This is a genomic window from Micromonospora sp. NPDC006766, assembly GCF_040636055.1.
Taxonomy (GTDB): domain Bacteria; phylum Actinomycetota; class Actinomycetes; order Mycobacteriales; family Micromonosporaceae; genus Micromonospora.
Genome location: NZ_JBEYIX010000031.1, coordinates 21,560 through 39,125 on the forward strand (window position 1 = coordinate 21,560; position 17,566 = coordinate 39,125).

At 70.3% G+C, this 17,566-nt stretch carries 19 protein-coding genes and 1 pseudogene; 12 read left to right on the forward strand and 8 right to left on the reverse strand.

The genetic code is table 11. From position 1 onward, the window contains the following. Positions 1-29 precede the first annotated feature (29 nt). The gene (locus ABZ671_RS22375) at positions 30-635 is read left to right on the forward strand and encodes a redoxin domain-containing protein (RefSeq protein ID WP_357861304.1); all 606 of its coding nucleotides are present in this window, start codon (positions 30-32) and stop codon (positions 633-635) included. 245 nt (positions 636-880) lie between these two features. Here the strand turns inward: ABZ671_RS22375 and ABZ671_RS22380 are convergent. The 5 genes and pseudogenes from ABZ671_RS22380 to ABZ671_RS22400 form a co-directional block, all read right to left on the reverse strand. Then, a pseudogene (locus ABZ671_RS22380) lies at positions 881-1,051 on the reverse strand (IS110 family transposase); the annotation flags it as partial. A 109-nt stretch (positions 1,052-1,160) separates the two neighbouring features. Then, the gene (locus ABZ671_RS22385) at positions 1,161-3,050 is read right to left on the reverse strand and encodes a Xaa-Pro dipeptidyl-peptidase (RefSeq protein ID WP_357861308.1); all 1,890 of its coding nucleotides are present in this window, start codon (positions 3,048-3,050) and stop codon (positions 1,161-1,163) included. A 119-nt stretch (positions 3,051-3,169) separates the two neighbouring features. Next, on the reverse strand, positions 3,170-4,630 hold the full coding sequence (locus ABZ671_RS22390; protein WP_357861311.1) for a hypothetical protein: 1,461 nt from the start codon (positions 4,628-4,630) through the stop codon (positions 3,170-3,172). Further along, positions 4,627-5,418, reverse strand: coding sequence for a sulfotransferase (locus tag ABZ671_RS22395; RefSeq protein WP_357861314.1), 792 nt, complete (start codon positions 5,416-5,418; stop codon positions 4,627-4,629). The genes ABZ671_RS22390 and ABZ671_RS22395 overlap by 4 nt, the downstream gene beginning before the upstream one ends. Next, a complete protein-coding gene (locus ABZ671_RS22400; protein WP_357861317.1) occupies positions 5,411-6,376 on the reverse strand; it encodes a hypothetical protein in 966 nt (321 codons plus the stop codon). The genes ABZ671_RS22395 and ABZ671_RS22400 overlap by 8 nt, the downstream gene beginning before the upstream one ends. Before the next feature lie 268 nt (positions 6,377-6,644). Here ABZ671_RS22400 and ABZ671_RS22405 point away from each other — a divergent pair, with 268 nt between their 5' ends. The 5 genes from ABZ671_RS22405 to ABZ671_RS22425 all read left to right on the forward strand — a co-directional run bounded on the left by ABZ671_RS22405 (position 6,645) and on the right by ABZ671_RS22425 (position 12,161). Next, positions 6,645-7,883 carry a glycosyltransferase gene (locus tag ABZ671_RS22405; RefSeq protein WP_357861320.1) on the forward strand — a complete coding sequence of 413 codons (1,239 nt, stop codon included), beginning with the start codon at positions 6,645-6,647 and terminating at the stop codon, positions 7,881-7,883. Beyond that, positions 7,880-8,875, forward strand: coding sequence for a sulfotransferase (locus ABZ671_RS22410; RefSeq protein WP_357861323.1), 996 nt, complete (start codon positions 7,880-7,882; stop codon positions 8,873-8,875). The genes ABZ671_RS22405 and ABZ671_RS22410 overlap by 4 nt, the downstream gene beginning before the upstream one ends. A gap of 5 nt (positions 8,876-8,880) precedes the next feature. Continuing rightward, positions 8,881-9,795 (forward strand): sulfotransferase, encoded by a 915-nt coding sequence (locus ABZ671_RS22415; RefSeq protein WP_357861326.1) that lies wholly within the window; start codon positions 8,881-8,883, stop codon positions 9,793-9,795. Between the two features lie 112 nt (positions 9,796-9,907). Continuing rightward, on the forward strand, positions 9,908-11,035 hold the full coding sequence (locus ABZ671_RS22420) for an SPFH domain-containing protein (RefSeq protein WP_357861329.1): 1,128 nt from the start codon (positions 9,908-9,910) through the stop codon (positions 11,033-11,035). 34 nt (positions 11,036-11,069) lie between these two features. Continuing rightward, positions 11,070-12,161, forward strand: coding sequence for a hypothetical protein (locus ABZ671_RS22425; RefSeq protein WP_357861331.1), 1,092 nt, complete (start codon positions 11,070-11,072; stop codon positions 12,159-12,161). Positions 12,162-12,624: 463 nt separating this feature from the next. Here ABZ671_RS22425 and ABZ671_RS22430 read toward each other — a convergent pair whose 3' ends face one another. Further along, positions 12,625-12,831: a hypothetical protein gene (locus ABZ671_RS22430; RefSeq protein WP_357861335.1), complete on the reverse strand. Its 207-nt coding sequence runs from the start codon at positions 12,829-12,831 to the stop codon at positions 12,625-12,627. Between the two features lie 61 nt (positions 12,832-12,892). On the opposite strand from ABZ671_RS22430, the gene ABZ671_RS22435 reads away from it, so the two are divergent. From ABZ671_RS22435 to ABZ671_RS22460, 6 genes are all read left to right on the forward strand, one after another. Next, positions 12,893-13,018, forward strand: coding sequence for a hypothetical protein (locus tag ABZ671_RS22435; RefSeq protein ID WP_357861337.1), 126 nt, complete (start codon positions 12,893-12,895; stop codon positions 13,016-13,018). A 346-nt stretch (positions 13,019-13,364) separates the two neighbouring features. After that, complete coding sequence (locus tag ABZ671_RS22440) at positions 13,365-13,655, forward strand: helix-turn-helix transcriptional regulator (RefSeq protein ID WP_357861340.1); 291 nt, start codon at positions 13,365-13,367, stop codon at positions 13,653-13,655. A gap of 338 nt (positions 13,656-13,993) precedes the next feature. Beyond that, positions 13,994-14,215 (forward strand): hypothetical protein, encoded by a 222-nt coding sequence (locus ABZ671_RS22445; protein WP_357861343.1) that lies wholly within the window; start codon positions 13,994-13,996, stop codon positions 14,213-14,215. Positions 14,216-14,384: 169 nt separating this feature from the next. Next, positions 14,385-14,549 (forward strand): hypothetical protein, encoded by a 165-nt coding sequence (locus tag ABZ671_RS22450; RefSeq protein WP_357861346.1) that lies wholly within the window; start codon positions 14,385-14,387, stop codon positions 14,547-14,549. Then, on the forward strand, positions 14,536-15,279 hold the full coding sequence (locus ABZ671_RS22455; RefSeq protein WP_357861349.1) for a helix-turn-helix domain-containing protein: 744 nt from the start codon (positions 14,536-14,538) through the stop codon (positions 15,277-15,279). Before ABZ671_RS22450 ends, ABZ671_RS22455 begins: the two co-directional genes overlap by 14 nt. Positions 15,280-15,337: 58 nt before the next feature. Next, positions 15,338-15,646, forward strand: coding sequence for a hypothetical protein (locus tag ABZ671_RS22460; RefSeq protein WP_357861352.1), 309 nt, complete (start codon positions 15,338-15,340; stop codon positions 15,644-15,646). 66 nt (positions 15,647-15,712) lie between these two features. Here the strand turns inward: ABZ671_RS22460 and ABZ671_RS22465 are convergent, their stop codons facing one another. Beyond that, the gene (locus tag ABZ671_RS22465; RefSeq protein WP_357861356.1) at positions 15,713-15,994 is read right to left on the reverse strand and encodes a hypothetical protein; all 282 of its coding nucleotides are present in this window, start codon (positions 15,992-15,994) and stop codon (positions 15,713-15,715) included. A gap of 690 nt (positions 15,995-16,684) precedes the next feature. Further along, positions 16,685-17,509, reverse strand: coding sequence for an MOSC N-terminal beta barrel domain-containing protein (locus ABZ671_RS22470; RefSeq protein WP_357861359.1), 825 nt, complete (start codon positions 17,507-17,509; stop codon positions 16,685-16,687). Between the last annotated feature and the right edge of the window lie 57 nt (positions 17,510-17,566).

Below are 17,566 nucleotides of genomic sequence, written 5' to 3' on the forward strand. Positions count from 1 at the left end.
CCGATCGTCACAACGCAGGTGGTGGTTACGTGAACAGATGGCTGCCGGTCCTGCTGGTCGCCGCGCTGATGACGGGCGGCTGCACGAGCCCCGACCGCGGCGAACCCGCCGACATGGCCGCTCCCGGCGGAACCGAAGCCACGGTCGTCCCCGGCGGAGCCGCGGCGCTGCCGGGCCCGGTCCCGGCCGGTCTGGCGCTGCGCGAGCCGCCGGCCTCGGCGCCGACCGCGCCGAAGTTCACCGCCACGCTCACCGACGGCAGCTCCCTGGAGGCCGCGCGACTGTGGGCGGACCGCCCGGTCGTGCTGGTCTTCTTCACCTCGTGGTGCACCACCTGTGCGCAGCGGCAGGACGCGTTGAGCGACCTGGCCCGCACCTACCGTGACCGGGTGGTCTTCATCGGTGTCGCCGGCGAGGACAAGCCGGAGGCACTCGCCGACTTTCTGCGCGCCCACAAGGTCGACTATCCGGTCGCGACCGACCCGGAAATGGCGATCTGGCAGTCGTACGCAATGCGCGAGCCCCCCAGCATCGCCCTGATCAGCAAGGGCGGCCGCCTCCTACGCGGCTGGCCCGGCGGCGTAACCGCAACGGCCCTGGAGGATTCCCTACACACCCAGATCCTCGCCCCCTAACCCCACCCCACCCCACCCCACCCCGTCGATCATGGACTTGTGGTGACTGGTATGCCCTGGTTGGGCTATTACGTCAGGTGCCACAAGTCCATGATCGACGGGTGGGGAGGGCGGGCGGGGTGGGGAGGGCGGGGTTGTGGTGTTGCCTTGGGCGTGGTTGTGGTCGTAGTTGGCGTGGCTGACGGGGGTGGCCTGCGAGGAGGGGCGCGCCTGAGCTGCTTGTTCCGCCTTGAGCAGGATGCCTCGCCGCAGATCCGGATGGTTGGCTGGATGGCCTCGCCGGCGAGGTCGTTGTCGAAGTCGACGAGGACTTCCAGCTCGGCCGGGGCCTCGACGCTGACATCGACGTGGCGCAACGTATATGGCAGGGCGCGGGCGGCGTCGGCGATGACGTAGGTGTCCCGGGCATCGGGGCGACCGAACAGTCCCCTGCTGAGGACGATCAGAAAGGTAACGGGGAAGAGGTGGAGGGGAAAAGAGGGTGCCCCCGGCAAGCGCCGGGGGCACCCTCGTTCTGCGAGCGGATCAGAGCCCGGCGGCGCGCGCGGCGGTGGTGCCGCCCACGATCGGCAGGGTGATCTTGCTGCTCTTCAGCGCCAGCTCGATGTTGGCGCGGGTCTGCTTGACCTGACCGTAGCCGGAGTAGCTGCCCACGACGATGACCCCGATCTGGTGACCGGCCTCGAAGACGTAGTCCTCGGGCAGCAGCGGGAAGTCGAAGTTGTAGGTCTCACCCCGCACCAGCGGCACCTCGACCCGGATCGACTGCCGGTTCAGCGCGTCCATGACGCCCTTGGTGACCAGCTCCTGGTCGGTGGTCGCCACCCGCTTCACGGTCTGCCGGAAGCAACCGTCGTCGACCGCGGTGCCCTCGCCCCAGCAGTCCTTGGTGGTCAGGGTGGTGATGCCCTCACCGGTCTGGGTGTGGGCGACCCGCTCCGCCCGGCCGTAGTCGACCAGGATGACGCCGAAGTTGGTGGCGGTCTGGTCGGCCGAGGCCCGCAGCCGTACGGTCGGCGTGCCGGAGATGTGCAGCGGCGCGGTGAGCGGCGCGGACAGGAAGGCCAGCCGGTTGGCGGTCACCGTGGTCGGGTTGCTGATCATGGTGGTCTGGCTCTGGCTGGGGTTGTCCTGGAACTTGCCGGTGGCCGGCTTCTCCACGGGCACCAGGCCGAGCGAGCCGGCGTTCGGGCCGGTCTTGAGGAAGACGTCGGTGTCGACGGTGCCGGGAATGGGCCAGTCGGCGTGGGTCTCCCACACGTCGGCGGCCCGCTCGATGTCGACCCGGTTCTCGTCCATGATGCCGTTCTGCACGTCCTGCAGCCAGAAGTCGAACCAGCGGTGCAGCGTCCGTACCCACTCGGCGCGGCGGAAGTCGAACGGGTCGACGTGCCCCTCCTGCGACAGCCACAGCTTGCGCGGCACGTTGTTCTCCGCGAGCGCGTACCAGAACTTGCTCATGTGGTCCGGCTTGACGTTGTCGTCGTTCAGACCGTGAACCATGAAGACGCTGGCCTTGATCTTGTTGGCCTTCTTCACGTAGCTGCGCTCGTTCCAGAACGACGTGTAGTCGCCCGTCGCGTCGCCGTCCTCGACGGACAGGGCGTCGCGCACCGGCTTGCAGTACGCCCGGCGGTTCGAGTTGGTCACCGTGTTGGACAGCGACGCGGGGTAGTGGTTGCCACGGGTGACCAGGCCGTTGCTGCGGGTGTAGTCGTACCACTCGGAGACGCCGCCGATCGGCACGATGGTGGTCAGGCCACTGACGCCGGTCACCGCCGTCGCCTCGGCCAGCGCACCGTCGTACGACTTACCGATCATGCCGGTCTTGCCGTTGTGCCAGGTCGCCTTCACTGCCTGACCCGCCGCGTTGCGCCCGGCCGTCCGGCCGTTGAGCCAGTTGATCGCCATCTTGGCGCTCAGGTTGTCGGAGTCCCCACCGGTCGTCGGGCAGCCGGTCGAGTTGTTGGTGCCCGCCATGTCGAGCAGGACGATCGCATACCCGCGCGGCACGAAGTAGTTGTCGTAGAACAGCGGCCACAGGTCGAGCCGGCCGGTGCCGTCGTCGTGCTTGCATTGCGAGTCATTGCCCCGGCAGGACGTCGAGTAGTAGGGGCTGGCGTCCATGACGACCGGCACCTTCAGCCCGTTCTCGGTGGCCTTCGGCCGGATGATGTCGAACGAGATCACGTCCCGCAGCCCGTCGCCGTCGCTGTCGAACGTCGACTCGACGAAGACCCGCTCGCGGATCGCGTCGGCGTAGCCGAAGACGGGCTGGGTCACCCCGTCGCTGACCACGATCGACGGTGCCGCCTGCTGCTGGGCCAGGGCCTGCGGTGCCGCTCCCAGCACGGCGACCGCCGCGACCGGAACCGCCGCGAGGGCCGTGCGCCAAAGTCTGGCATTACGACGCATGCACACTCCTTAAGTTGTCCGAGCGTGCGTAGGGTATGGGCCGCCCAGGCGGCACGGATATGTACATGTGTCGGAGGTTGCCCCGCCGCCGTTCGACGCCGGTCGGAAACGCGCGGGGATCAGCGCAGCGCCGCGAGGACGTCGGCGAGCGGCCGACCCGAGCGCAGCAGCACCGGGGCCGCGCCGACCCGCACCTGCCCGGCGGCCGGCGCGGGTGCGCCGACCGGGCCGCCGCCCAGGTCCGACACGCCGGAGACGGTCACCTCCGCGCCCGTGGCCGACCAGAGCACCACGTCCGTCTCGCCCGCACGAGCGAAGGCCACCCCGGTCAACCCGCCCGCGCTGACCGGCGTGACGCTCGACCCTCGGCTGGCAGCCACCAGCGCCGCCATCATCCGGCCGGCCTCCCGCTCGGCGCCGTCCGGGTCGAGCAGGCCGTAGCGCACCTCACTGCCCGCCCGGTTGTTCGGGTTGTAGGCCAGCGGCAGCCACATCGCCTGCCGTACGCCGCCCGCCACCAGCTGGCAGACCACCTTGACCATCTCGGCGGCGCGGCCGGCGGCGTCGTCGGCGCCGTCGCGCCAGAACTGGCCGACCTCCCACGCCTCCACCGGTACACCGGCCGGGGTACGCGCCTTCAGATAGTCCAGCAGCACGGGCACGCCGTCGACGTGCTCGTAGAAGTGCACCTGCCGGACCTGGACCACCCCGGCTTCGATCAACTGGTCGGTGGCGGCGACAAACGCCACGTTGCGCACGTTCGCCTCGTTGGCCAGCGCCTTGCGCAGCCGCGCCACGTCCTGCACCGCCGGGATCTTCTGCCCCCGGGTGCCGACCCGGCGTTGGAAGTACGCCTGGTACGCGGCGACCGCCTCGTCGGCCCGCCCGTCCTGCAGCAGCCGGTCGACGATGCCGAAGCCGTACGCCACGCTGCTGATCCCGGAGTCGACCACCCGGGCCTGGGGGTCGGCGGCGTGCACCGCCGTGGCAGCGGCCCGCACCAGCCGGGCGTAGTCCTCCGGGCTGCCGGCCCAGTACTGCGGCGCGTTGACCTCATTCTCGACGGCGTACTGCCGCACCCCGTACGGGGTGTAGCGGGCCACCACGGAGCGGACGAACGCCTGGTAGGCGTCGAGGTTCTGGGGCATTCTCGACTCGGTCTTGTTGGCCTCGCCCCGGGTGTGCTGGGCGGTGCCGCCGGTCGCCCAGCAGGTCCCGATGCGGATCTTCAGGTTCAACGTGATGCCGAGATCCCGGGTGCGCTGCGCGATGCGGTCCACCGCGGACCAGTCCGGCTGCCCCTGGGCCCGCTCGATGTCGCACCAGCTCAGCTCGTGATAGGTGGCCGAACCGGCGAGCTGGCGCAGGTAGGCGCTGAACTGGTCGTAGCGGGACCAGTCCCAGTGCGCGCCGAACGGGTTGGCGGCGTCGTCGCCGGCCGTCGGCGCGGGCATGGCCGAAACGGTGGGCGGGGCCGGCGTGGGTGAGGCCGGTGCGGGCGGGCGGTCACCGCCACCACCACCGCAGCCGGCGACCAGCAGTGCCGCGGCCAGCGCCGCCGCGCGCAGCGCCCGCCTCACCGGTAGCCCAGCTCTCGCAGCGTACGCCCGGAGAAGATCCAGCACAGCAGGCGCAGGAACGGATCCAGCTCCCGGCGGTACGTGCCCACCCGCGAGCCGTAGATCGAGCTGTCGGTGCCCGCCGCCGCCCGCCGCCGCTGCGCCTCGGTGGTGTACTTCTGGGCCACGTCGTGCTGCTTGTCGCCGTAGTCGAGGATGCCGTCCTCCCACGGCTCGCCGAGAAACTCGAACAGCCCCCGCATCGCCTTCTCCGGCTCGGTGACGGTGTCCTCGTACCGCAGCTCGTAGTAACGGTCGGCGGGCAGCGCGCGTCCCGCCGCTCGGGCCGTGTGGATGTAACGCGGCCACTTCACCACGCACTTGACCGCCGACCAGTAGCCGAATCGCTTGCGGTGCGAGACCACCACGTCGCGGCCGTCCCGGATGACGTGCACGAACTGCGCGTCGGGGAAGACCTCGGTCACGAAATCGATCGACAGCGCGTACAGCGGGGTCTTGTCGGCCCAGCGGGTCTTGCCGCGCGCCGCCGCGTAGTCGGCGTGGATGCCGCCGAAGAAGTCGGCGATGCGCCGCAGCCAGTCCTCCCGGGAGAAGCCGAAGCGGGCCAGCCGCTCCCAGTCCCGCCCGACGACGCGGCGCAGATCAGGGAGGAAACGGGTCTCCGGACCACAGCTGATGCGCGAGTGCGAGTCGAGCACCAGGCGCAGCATGGTGGTGCCGGAGCGCTGGCAGCCGACCAGGAAGATGGGCGCGCTGCCCGACGTCGGGGACGGTAGGGGGTCAGTCACGGTCCTGCCTCGTTGCGCTCGGGATGGGCTGGGTGGCGATAGGGGCGTCGGTCGCCGTGGCGAGCCGCCCGGTCAGCTCGTCGCAGAGCGCCCGCACCCGCGGATCCAGCGCGAGGGGCTGCCGTCGCGGGGCGCGGGGTGCGATGTGGGCGGCCAGCCGGGGGTGGTACGGGAAATCGAGGAACGCGCAGAGCCGGCCCAGCTGCCGCTGCGGGTCGGCGACGAGCGCCTCGTAGGAGCAGAGCAGCACGTCGGCGCGGCGGTCCAGACCGAGCCGGAAGTAGAGGCTGTTGCGCACGTACCAGAACAGGGCGGCCCCGGTGTGTGGGTCCATCCGGTCGTAGTCGAAGCCGTGGATCAGCTCGTAGGTCTCGGCGTCGAGGCGCTGGCCCTGCCAGCGACCGCCGATGCTGCCGTCGGCGATCGCGCGCAGCGCCCGCAGGTTGGCGTCGCCGAACTTCGCGACCTCGGAGCGGGCCCGGTCGTCGACGTCGCGCCACGCCCACACCGCGAGGCCGGCAGCGACGCCGGGCAGGGCGAGCAACTCGTCCACCCGGTGGCTCTCACACAGCGGCTTGACCAGAACGTACGCGTGCCGGCTGCGCCGGATCGCGGCGGCCAGCACGGGGTCGGCGCGCAGTTGGAAGCGGTGGAACAGCCGCCGGTCGTTCTCGTTGCGGACCTCGAACTCCGGGGCGTTGTCCAGGCCCCGCACGAGCATGTTGGTGCCGGAGCGCTGCAGACCGACCAGGTAGACGGGTCGCGCCTGCCCGGCCGGAAGCCCGTGGCGCAGCCGCCACCGGGCCTTGGCGAGCGCAGTACCGGCCCGCTCGACCGGGTTGAGCCGGTCCTCCTCGATCAGCCGTCGGAGCCCTTCCGTGCGGACCCATCGCACGTGCCGCGCGATGCGCCGCGCGGTGTAGGCCAGCGCGGAGGGCTCGTCGTCGGAATGGGCCACCGGTCCTCCTCGGGTCATGTCACCAGCCGCTGCATCGGCCAGGCTGGGCGAGGGCGGGCCGCTGCCAGGCTATACGCAGGCCGCGGCGTAAGGCCAGGCTGCGGACCGTACGGGCAGACGGAGATCATCTTTTCAGTCACAATCGGAGATCACGAGCTGGACGCGCCGCACGACTCCTGCATAGCGTGTGGCGCTGGCGGCACCCCACCGCCCCGTGTCACCATCCGGGATCGGCGACCCGGCGGATCGACGTGAGCAGGCCGAACCGATGCGTGTGCTGCATGTGAACAAGTTCCTCTATCGCCGGGGCGGCGCCGAGGGCTACCTGCTCGACCTCGCGCAACTACAGCGGGCGGCCGGCGACGAGGTCGAATACTTCGGCATGACCCACCCCGACAACGAGTCACCGCTCACGTACGCCCGGCACTTCCCGTCCCACGTGGAGCTGGAACCGGCGCCCCGGGGCCTGCGCCCCCGCGTCACGGCCGCCGCCCGCATGGTCTGGTCACCGCAGAGCCGGCGGGGGCTGGCCCGGGTCATCGACGACTTCCAACCCGACGTCGTGCACCTGCACAACATCTACCACCAGCTCTCGCCGTCGGTGCTCGCCGCGGCGCGCGCCGCCGGCGTGCCCTGCGTGCTGACCCTGCACGACTACAAACTCGCCTGCCCGAGCTACCAACTGCTCGACCACGGCGCGCCCTGCGACGCCTGCGTGACCGCCGGTCCGCTGACGGCGGCCCGGCGACGGTGCAAGGACGGCTCGCTGACCGCGAGCACCCTGCTCGCCGTCGAGTCGTGGCTGCACCGCACCCTGCGGGCGTACGAACCGGTGCAGGTCTTCGTGAGCCCCAGCCGGTTCCTGGCCGACGTGATGCGCCGCGCCGGCGTCTACCCCGACCGCATGCACGTGGTGAACCATTTCGTCGACGTCGCCGCCCTGCCGGTCAAGGACACCCCCGGCGGCGGCGTGCTCTACGCCGGCCGGCTCTCCGCCGAGAAGGGCGTCGACGTGCTGATCGAGGCGGTCGCCGCGCTGCCCGACGGGGCGCCGGTGCACATCGCCGGCGACGGCCCGGCCCGACCGGCCCTGGAGGAGTTGGCCCGGCGACGGGCACCCGGGCGGATCCGCTTCCACGGCCGGCTCGACAAGGCCCGCCTGCACGACCTGGTCCGCGCGTCCACGGTCGTCGCCGTGCCCTCCCGGTGGCACGAGAACCAGCCGATGGCGGTGCTGGAGGCGTTCGGGTGCGGGGTGCCGGTGGTCGGCACCGACCTGGGCGGCCTGCCCGAGCTGATCGACGCCGGAGTCGACGGCGACGTCGTACCCGCCGACGACCCGCCGGCGCTCGCCACGGCGCTGCGCCGGATGCTCGCCGACCCCGACCGCGCACAGGCGATGGGCCGCGCCGGCCGCGCCAAGATCGAGCGGGACTTCACCCCAGCGGCGCACCTGTCCCGACTACGCGACGCGTACGCCCTCGCCGCCGCGAAGGCGGCCCGATGAGCGGCGTACGGGTGCTCTACCTCGCCGGCAGCGGCCGCAGCGGCAGCACCCTGGTCACCACGATCCTCGGCCAGCTCGACGGGGTCTTCGCCGCCGGCGAGCTGCGCTACCTGTGGCAGCGCGGCGCCGTGGACAACCGGCCGTGCGGCTGCGGGCGACCCTTCCGCGAATGCCCGCTGTGGACCGCCGTGACGGCCGCGCTGCCACCCGCCGACCCGGCGCGCATCGCCGCCGGACTGCGCCGCCGGCTGCGGCTGCGCGGGCTGCCCCGCCTGCTGCGCCGCGACCGCCACGGCCGACCGCTGGTCGCCGCACACCCCGACGACGACACCATCGCCGCCCTCTACACCGCGATCGCCGCGCACGCCGGCTCCGGGCCGACCGGCCCGCTGATCGTGGACTCGTCGAAGCTGCCGCCGTACGGCGCCCTGCTCGACACGCTGCCCGGACTCGACCTGCGCGTCCTGCACGTCGTGCGGGACCCCCGGGCCACCGCCTTCTCCTGGCGGCGTCGACGGGGCCTGGACGGCGACGGCGACGCGCGGCTCATGAACCGACCGCCCGTCTGGAAGGCGGCGCTGCTCTGGCTGGTGTGGAACACCGCCACCGTACGGCTGTGGGAGCGCCGCCACCCCGACCGCTACCTGCGGGTCCGGTACGAAGACTTCGTCGCCGCCCCGCAGGAGACGATCCGGGTGATCGCCCGTTTCGCCGGGCTGGACCCGGTCGAGCTGCCGTTCACCGCCGCCGGCGCGGTCCGGCTCGCGCCGACCCACTCGGTGGCCGGCAACCCGTCCCGACACCGGGTGGGCGCCGTGCCGATCACCGGCGACACCGAGTGGGTCGGCGGGCTGTCCCGCGCGGCGTACGCGGTGGTGACCGCGCTGACCGTGCCGGCGCTGCGCCGCTTCCGGTACCCGCTGCGCCGCCCGCCCGTGCCACCGACGCCGACCCCGGCCGCCGTCTCGTCCGTCGAGCATCAGGAGGACTGATCCCCGTGCTGTCCCTCGTGGTGGGCACCGGTCGATGCGGGTCGACCCTGGTGCAGGAGCTCCTGTCCCGGCATCCCGCGGTCGGCTTCGTCTCCGGGCTGGACGACAAGCTGCCCCGACTCAACCTCTCCGGTCGCTTCAACGGCCCGCTCTACCGGCGCTCAGCGCCCCGCCCGCCGGGAATGACCTCGCTGCGACACAGCCGCCGGTTCCTTGAACGGGGCCGGCTGCGGGTGGCGCCGTCCGAGGCGTACCAGCTGCTCGACCGGCACGTGTTCGCCGGATTCTCCCGACCCTGCCGAGACCTCGTCGCGGACGACCTGACGCCGCACATCGCCCGCCGACTGCGCGGCTTCTTCGACGCGCGAATCGGTGGGCAGGGCTGCCAGCTGCTGGTGCACCACCTGACCGGCTGGCCGCGGACCGGCTTCCTGCACGCCGCCTACCCCGAACTACGGGTGGTCAACGTGGTCCGGGACGGCCGGGCGGTCGCCAACTCCTGGCTGCAGATGGGCTGGTGGGACGGCTGGCGCGGGCCGGACCAATGGCTGTACGGCCCGCTGCCACCGGACCTGCGGCAGGAGTGGGAGGAGTCCGACCGGTCGTTCCCGGTGCTGGCCGCGCTCGGCTGGAAAATGCTGATGGCGGCGTTCGCCGACGCCCGAGCCGCGCACCCCGCCGACCACTGGCTCGACGTGCGCTACGAGGACGTGATCGCCGCGCCACGCGAACAGGTCGGCCGGATGCTGGACTTCCTCGGCCTGGACTGGTCGCCCGCGTACGAGAAGGGATTCAGCCGGTACGAGTTCCCCGCCGGCCGGGAGGCCGCCTACCGGAACGAGTTGACGGCGGCGCAGCTCGCCGCGATGGAACAGGTGCTGGAGAAGCCGCTCGTCGAGTGGGGCTATCCGATCGACTGACCACGGCACCGGCACGGACCAGGCGATATCGGCGCAACGGCCACCGTTGGCGGACGCTTGTTATCGTCGCCGCGACGCCGAGATGCTCGGCTGTGAGGGGGAGGGTGACGCAATGGGGCTCATGGACAAGCTCCGGGGTGAGTTCGTCGACATCGTGGAGTGGCTGGACGACAGCCGGGACACGATCGTCTGGCGCTTCCCCCGATACCATAACGAGATCAAGATGGGCGCCCAGCTGATCGTCCGCGAGTCGCAGACGGCGGTGTTCGTCAACGAGGGGCAGATCGCCGACGCCTTCCCGCCCGGCCACTACACGCTGGAAACCCGCAACCTGCCCATCCTGTCCACCATCAAGGGCTGGAAGTACGGCTTCAACTCGCCGTTCAAGGCCGAGGTGTACTTCGTCAACACCCGGCAGTTCACTGACATGAAGTGGGGCACCCAGAACCCGGTGATCCTGCGGGACGCCGAGTTCGGCGTGGTGCGGGTGCGGGCCTTCGGCGCCTACGCGGCGCGGGTGGTGGACGCGCAGCGGCTCCTGCGGGAGCTGGTCGGCACGGACCCGCAGTTCCGCACCGAGGAGGTGCAGGAATACCTGCGCCAGCTCATGGTGGGGCGGCTCGGCGGGGCGCTGGCCTCGGCAGGGGTGCCGCTGCTGGACCTGGCGGCGCACCAGGACGCGATCGGCCGGCGGCTGGCCGGCGTGCTGACCGAGGAACTGGCCGAGGTTGGCATCGCGATCCCCAAGTTCGTCATCGAGAACATCTCCGTGCCGCCGGAGGTGGAGCGGGCGCTGGACAAGCGGACCGAGATGGGCGCGGTCGGAGACTTGAACCGGTTCACCCAGTATCAGGCCGCCACGGCGATCGAGGAGGCGGCGAAGAACCCGGGCGGCGGCGCCAGCGGCGGCATGGGGCTCGGCATGGGCATGGCCATGGGCCAGCAGATGGCCCGGTCTATGGCCGGCGGTGCGGAAGCGCAGCCAGCACCGACCCCGGCGCAGCAGGGCGGCGCCGAGCCGCCGCCACTGCCGAACCAGACGCAGTGGTTCATCGGCGTCGACGGCCAGCGGCACGGCCCGTACGACCTCGGTGGGCTGGCCGTGCAGGTGGGTGAGGGCACGCTAAGCCCGAACACGCTCGTCTGGCGGACCGGCATGGCGCAGTGGCAGCCGGCCGGGCAGGTGCCGGAGCTCGCGTCGGTGCTGGCCAGCGTCCCGCCGCCGCTGCCGCCGCAGTGAGCAGGCCGTGCCGCGAGAGTCGAAGGGGGTCCCGATGAGCGACACGGCAGTCTCCCCGCCGTCCTACCAGTGCGGCGGCTGCGGCGCGCGGGTGGAATACGCGCCCGGCACGACGGTGCTGCAATGCCCGTACTGCGGGCACCGGCAGGACATCGCCGGCGCCCACCGGGAGGTGCGCGAACACGCGTACTCCGAGCTGGCCACGCTGCCGCACAAGCCGGCGGCCAGCGTCGGCGCGAACACCTTCGTGTGCCCGGGCTGCGGCGCGCGGACCGAAAGCGACGCGCTCGCCCAGCGTTGCCAGTTCTGCGCCACCCCGCTGGTGGCCGACGCCACCGCGGGCGAGCTGATCGCGCCCGAGGCGGTGCTGCCGTTCGCCGTGGACCAGGCGGGCGTACGCACCGCCCTGGGCCGGTGGTGCCGCAGCCGCTGGTTCGCGCCGAACAGCCTGAAGAAGGTCAGTACGGCGGAGACGCTCAAGGGCACCTACCTGCCGCACTGGACCTACGACGCCCGGACCGTGACGAACTATCGGGGCCAGCGCGGCGAGTACTACTACACCACCGAGACCTACACGGTGACGGTGGACGGCAAGGAGGAGACCCGCACCCGGCAGGTGCGGCACACCCGGTGGTATCCGGCGAGCGGCACCGTCCGCCGGGACTTCGACGACGTCCTGGTGCCCGCCACGACGACCCTGCCGCAGAAGCAGCTGGACCGGCTGGCCCCGTGGCCGCTGACCGAGGCGGTCGCCTACCACGGGGACTACCTGGCCGGGTATCACGCGCTGCGGTACGACACCGAACCCGAGGCGGGGCTGGTCGAGGCGAAGGCCCGGATGGCGCCGATCATCGAGCGGGACTGCAAGAAAGACATCGGCGGCGACGAGCAGCGGGTCACCTCCGTGCACACCAGCTACTCGGACCTGATGTACAAGCTGATGCTGCTGCCGGTGTGGATCGCGGCATACCTGCACGCCGGCCGGTCGTACCAGATCCTGGTCAACGCCCGGACGGGCGAGGTCACCGGCGAACGCCCGTACAGCGCTACGAAGATCACGTTCGCGGTGCTGTTCGCGCTGGCGGTGGTCGGGGTGCTCGTATGGGCGTACGCGCGGAGCCATTGACGCGCTGACTTCGGGCGGGGTGTGGCGGGCGACAGCCCCCACACCCCGCCCGTACCGCTTCCACCGGTCAGGCGGCGGCGAGCCTGGGTCGCCCTCGGATGATGTGCGATGCCGGCGTTGGGGCGGGTGTCTCGTTGTCCTTGGAGGTCGTGCAAAGTCGACTGCCATCAGCCTGCGCCAGACCAGCCAGGCCCTTTCGTGTCCGATCGGCCACAGGGACAGCCGCCCGCGGAGCAACTCCTTCACCGCTGCCACTCGGCACCGTACCGGCCCCACCGAACCAGCGTCAGCTCACCGCGCTGACCTCAATGGACCCTATCTTCGGTATCGGGTCTTGATGTGCGCCGATATGTGATTTAAGGCTCTGAACTAAGTTCGCACGGGGGTGGAACTTCCAGAGTTCCTGGATTTCGTCCTCGACATGCAGCTGTAGAAGCGAGCCGATGTTGAAGAGACGGGAGATCTAATTGCTATTCAGAACTGCTCGTGCTGCGAAAAGGGTCACGCTGGCGGCTTCGGCGGCTGGTCTGGCTACCGCCGCGTCACTCGCCCTGATCCCGGCCTCCCCGGCGCTGGCGGCCACCCCGGCATGCAACACCTTCACCTCGGGTGGCGTGACGTTCACGGTCTGCGTCGAAAAGGTCGACGCGAGCACCGCGAGGGCGACCATCAAGGACATCAAAGGGACCTACGTTAGCGCCTCTCTCGCACTGTACAAGGGTTCTAGCTTGGTGAAGACGAGCTGCATCGGCCAGTACAACCCAGGCTCCAGCTGCAGCTTCACCTACGCCGGGGGCTCCGGCTCGTACCGCTCGGAGTGGGGCGGCAGCTTCTCCAGCCCCACCATCTCTGTCTGAGTCGGGTTGCGGTGCCGCCGCGGTGGTGACTGGTTTGACCTGCGCTTTGGGCGGCGGCACCACCCGGTGAGATGGAATCCGCAGGCGCGGGCATGGCTTCCTGGAGCACCAGGTGCCATCACGTTGCGCTTCGGAAAGTCGTACCCGTTTCCTGCTCTGCACCGTTGATCTCCCTTGTTCCGAGGGGAATTGGCTGATCGAGGGTGATTAAGGAAAGGTGCACCTGGCCTGCAAGGATTTGATTGCCGAAATCATGTCCAGCAGAAGCAGGTGCACCTTCCGCTGAGCAAGGGTAACCGTTGGAATCAGCGGCTGGTCGTGGCCGCTCCGGGTCGGTCAAGACCAAGTGATCAGTGCGCGGATCTCGCTTCGTGCCCTCGCGCTGATGGTGTATCAGAGCAAGAGTCAGCTCCACGACCTGGAGGCGGGGCGCCGCCAGCCGAGCGATGACGTGGCGCGGCGTTTGGATGACGCTCTCGGCGCGGGCGGCGGGTTGGTCGCGTTGGCCTGCCCGCCAATGTTGCCGGACGACAGTGCCGACCGTATCGCGTTCGCGGCCCGCTATCCGACCCGGAGTGATCCACGAGGCTGCGCAGTGGGCGCAGTTCGCCGGGTGGCTGGGGATCGCCGCTGGTGATCATGCGTGGTCTCGGCACTGGTTGAATCAGGCGCTGGAGTGGTCCGTCGAGAGCGGCCACGATGCGCTGGTGGGGACGGTGTTGTCCTTCCGCGCTGACCAGGCCGGGCATGTCGCCGGGGCAGCTAGCGTACGACCATTTTCAGTTGGCCCGCGCATACGTCCTTGCTAAGAATCGGCAGGCGGCGATCAGTACGGCGGCGGCGGCCGACGAGCGGGCGATAGCCGAGCTGGCGTACGGGGGCGAGATGCCGCCGTAGGATTACTACCGGGACCGGGCGTTCTTCGACCTGGAGGCCGGCACCACCGGAGCCGCGCTGGGGCAGCACGAGCAGGCGGTGGAGTTGTTGACCGCCGGGCTTGACGGCCTGGACGTGGATGCGGCCTCGGCGGACTCGACCGGGACCTACGTGTGCCACCTTGCCGGCGCTCAACTGGCCATCGGCGAGCGGGACGGCGCAGCTCAGTCGGTGGAGCGGGCGCGATCTATCGCTGCCCGGAACCAATCTGGCCGGCTGTCCGCCCTTGTCCGCACCGTGTCCGCGTCCATGGACAAGTGACCGGACGCGTGCTAGTGGAACGTGACCGACTGGTCACCCGATGCTGTGACCAGAGCGGATTCGCCACGGTCACCAGCACCGGTACGGCCGCGATCCGCCTCGGAGCCGGGCGCGGCGGTGTCGGTCCTTCCAAAAGCACGTCGCCGCGCCCCTACCAGCGGAGGTGGGGATGAGCGACACGGGTCCGGTCGAGGGCAGAGGCGAGCAGAACCAGCAGGAGGAACGGGAAGCCGCAAAGCGACGGATCCTGGCGCTGGCCGAGAAGGAACGGATACCGGTCGAGGAGACAAGCCGGGCGGTGCCGGATCGGCGGTGGCGTCGTGGACAGCGGTGACCTGTTGCCGGTTGGTCGTCGGGTGGCGTACTGGCGGGGGCGGCGCAAGCTGTCGCAGCAGACGTTCGCCGACCGGCTGGGCAAGTCGAAGAGTTGGGTGGACAAGGTCGAGCGGGGTGTCCGGTCGCTGGACAAGGTGTCGACGCTTGAAGACATCGCCGCCGTGTTGCGGATCGACACGGCTGTGCTGCTTGGCCGAGACGCCCAACCCGCGACGGTGACCGAGCGAGCCGATGGCGTCGAGCGGATTCGTGAGGCCCTGTCGGCGTACGAGATCGCGCTGGGCCGGCCGGCGATCCGCGACGTCCTGCTGCCGGCCGACCGGTTGGTCCGCGATGTCGAACTCGCGTGGATCACGTTCCAGCACGCCCGGTACCCGCAGGTGGCCGCGATGATTCCGAAGCTGGTGGCCGCTGCGCAGCGCGCCTACGCCGACGACCCGGGATCGGGCCGCGCGGTGCTGGTCGAGGCGTACCGGGTGACCGCGTCCCTGCTGGTGAAGCTCGGTGAGGCCGAGTTGGCCTGGCTGGCCGCCGACCGGGCCATGGTCACCGCGACCGGTGATCCGGTGCTGGTGGCCGCCGCCACCGTGCAACTCGGCCAGGTGCTGCGCGCCTCGGGGAGGGCGTGGGCGGCCCTGTCGGCGGCGCTGGCCGCCGCGTACCGGATCGCCCCGCCCGACCCGGGCGACGCGGGTACAGCAACCCCGATGCAGGCCGGGTCCGCTTGACGTGGCGCGGGCCGGGTGGCGGTCCGCTCCCCAGGAGGGCGGGCCGGCGGCAGGCTGGATGGCAAATTTGGTCCGGCTGTGTGTGATCGTCTATCCCATGCTTCGCGTCGCCTCGGCTGATCTCGCCAGTCCAATGCAAGTGGTCCTGTTCGCCGTTGCCTGGGCTGCTTTTGGGACGGTGGGGATCCTCGCGGGTCTGGTTGAACTGAGAGATCGCGAGGCACGTCGACCATCGAGCCTGCCGCGATGGTTGCGGTCATCGCCCTGGATCGCAAGTCCGAGGCTGATGATCTTCGTCTTCTCCATAGTCATCGTCATTGCGCTAGCTGTCGCGGTACTCGGGCTGGTCCGGCTCACGAACGGATGAACACAAACCCAAGTGAGTGAATACGTGTCCGACATCCATGTTCCCATGATCGGCGTACTGCTGGGCTTATTCGTCGTACCCCTGTCCGGCTCGTCGAGCTTGCAGCTCTGTAAGCCATTGCCATACTTGGTCGTCATCATGCAGGAAACCCGCTTCTGGTTCGGGTCGTAGATCGATGCCGTAAAGCAAATTCAGGGCCCACCACTCCACGTCGCCCCAGCAAAGCTCGTCGTCCGTCACCCACCTGTGCGCCCACCGGTCAGCAGAGTCGCGGGTCTCACGGCCGTCGGCAACGGCAAGCAGCCATCCCTCGATCTCATCGAGGTCCGGTTGCTGGCTGTCGGCCACGGCCGCGAGCTTACGGGCCTCGGTGACTACTGAGTGACGATCAGGGCAGGCGTGGCGGACAACGAGGACGACGGGGGTTCGCTTCGGCAGGTCATGGGCCCGCTCGTTCCAGATCAGCGACCCGAGTGGATTGCTTGGGGGTCAAGGGGTCTTCGGGCATACATGGGCCACAAGACAGCGTGAAACGTCAGCGACCAGCGATGAACGGGGCCGAGCCGCACCCAGGTCCGTCACGCATCCCCGACTGCCGCAGGGTGGGCGCACCGGCGGCGGCGCCTTTTCGTGATACCTCACGACGTCCCATCTTTCGAGGCAGGGCGCGTCCGTACTGAATCGCGAGGAATGTACCCAGCACTGGCAGGAGCGCCACACTCCAGCCGCCTGCGTGGAAGAGGACCGCGATCGCTATGCCGTTGGTGATGAGCATTGCGAGGAGGCAAAGGGCGAGGCGCACTTCCAGAAGAGACACGCGTGGAGTATTGCGGACGGGTGCAGACGCCGTGTGACCCGGGCTGGCCCATCACCTGTAGACCGCCGCACAGCGCTCCACCGTCGCCTGGAGCACCGGGACCTGAGCCCAAAGTGGGCGTGAGGCGCCGGTGAGGCGATGCTGGTGTGGCGGCAGGGTCGATGACGCACTGCTCGCGTTGCCCGTCCGGTTCCGGCCGCTCGACTCCTTCAGGGCCGAGTTCAAAAATCGGCGCGGACCTCGTCGCCGACGCGGATGTTGCCCGTGGTCAGGGGGACCAGTTGGATACCGAACCAGGTTTGTCCATGCTCCCTGCGATGACGGGCGAGGGTGCGGATCGGCTCCTTGCCGGCGGTGAGGGTGTCCGGGTCGATCAGGGTCAGTTGGCAGCGGCCACAGCGGTCGGCGAAGCGGAAGTGGACCCCGCCGATGCGGAGGGTCGCCCAGCCGTCCTCGGCGAAGGGCTCGAACGGCCCGTCGATGACCACGTTGGGCCGGAACCGTGCCATCGGCAGCGGCTGGGGTGCCTGCTCTCCACGCTCGGCGGCGCTTTCGCTCATCCAGTCGTTGAGTCGGCGGAGGGAGGGCAGCGTGGTGGCGTGCAGGGGGCCGGTGTCGGACAAATTCAGCGGGTCACCGGGACGGCCGCCGTGGTCGGTCGCGACCGGCCGGCACCGGGGGTCGTCGAGCCACGCCAGCCGTAGCGGGCGCTGGAACTGCTCTGACAGCCATTCGTGGGCTTCGTCGTCGGCCAGTCGCAGCGTGTCCAGCCGGGAGACGGCGGTGGCGACCGGCCGCCCGTCCGTTGGTTCTGGGACGGTGAGGGTGCCGCCGTCCAGCCCGGTGAGAGTGATCGCGCCAGGGGCGGGCGTCGCGAAGACGCCGAGCATGTGGTGTTCGTCGCGTGCGGTGAGGTACCTGCCATCTGGATTGAGAACGAGCCAGCGCCGGTCGTGTCGCAGCCCCCAGGGCTCGACCGTGGCCTGCCCGACGTCCACGCCCCCGCAGGACTTGACGGGGTAGACGTGCACGGCGGCGAGGCGCATGGGCGCAACCGTACTCCAGCGGTCAGGATTGCTACCAGATCGGGAACGCTGATCATC

Coding starts and splice junctions, on each gene's coding strand:
- ABZ671_RS22460 (WP_357861352.1), top strand. CDS start 15,338: ATGGCAAATTTGGTCCGGCTGTGTGTGATCGTCTATCCCATGCTTCGC.
- ABZ671_RS22385 (WP_357861308.1), bottom strand. CDS start 3,050: ATGCGTCGTAATGCCAGACTTTGGCGCACGGCCCTCGCGGCGGTTCCG.
- ABZ671_RS22430 (WP_357861335.1), bottom strand. CDS start 12,831: ATGGTCGCCCTCGCGGTGCTCGCGTCGACCTTTTCGACGCAGACCGTG.
- ABZ671_RS22410 (WP_357861323.1), top strand. CDS start 7,880: ATGAGCGGCGTACGGGTGCTCTACCTCGCCGGCAGCGGCCGCAGCGGC.
- ABZ671_RS22425 (WP_357861331.1), top strand. CDS start 11,070: ATGAGCGACACGGCAGTCTCCCCGCCGTCCTACCAGTGCGGCGGCTGC.
- ABZ671_RS22405 (WP_357861320.1), top strand. CDS start 6,645: ATGCGTGTGCTGCATGTGAACAAGTTCCTCTATCGCCGGGGCGGCGCC.
- ABZ671_RS22470 (WP_357861359.1), bottom strand. CDS start 17,509: ATGCGCCTCGCCGCCGTGCACGTCTACCCCGTCAAGTCCTGCGGGGGC.
- ABZ671_RS22420 (WP_357861329.1), top strand. CDS start 9,908: ATGGGGCTCATGGACAAGCTCCGGGGTGAGTTCGTCGACATCGTGGAG.
- ABZ671_RS22450 (WP_357861346.1), top strand. CDS start 14,385: ATGAGCGACACGGGTCCGGTCGAGGGCAGAGGCGAGCAGAACCAGCAG.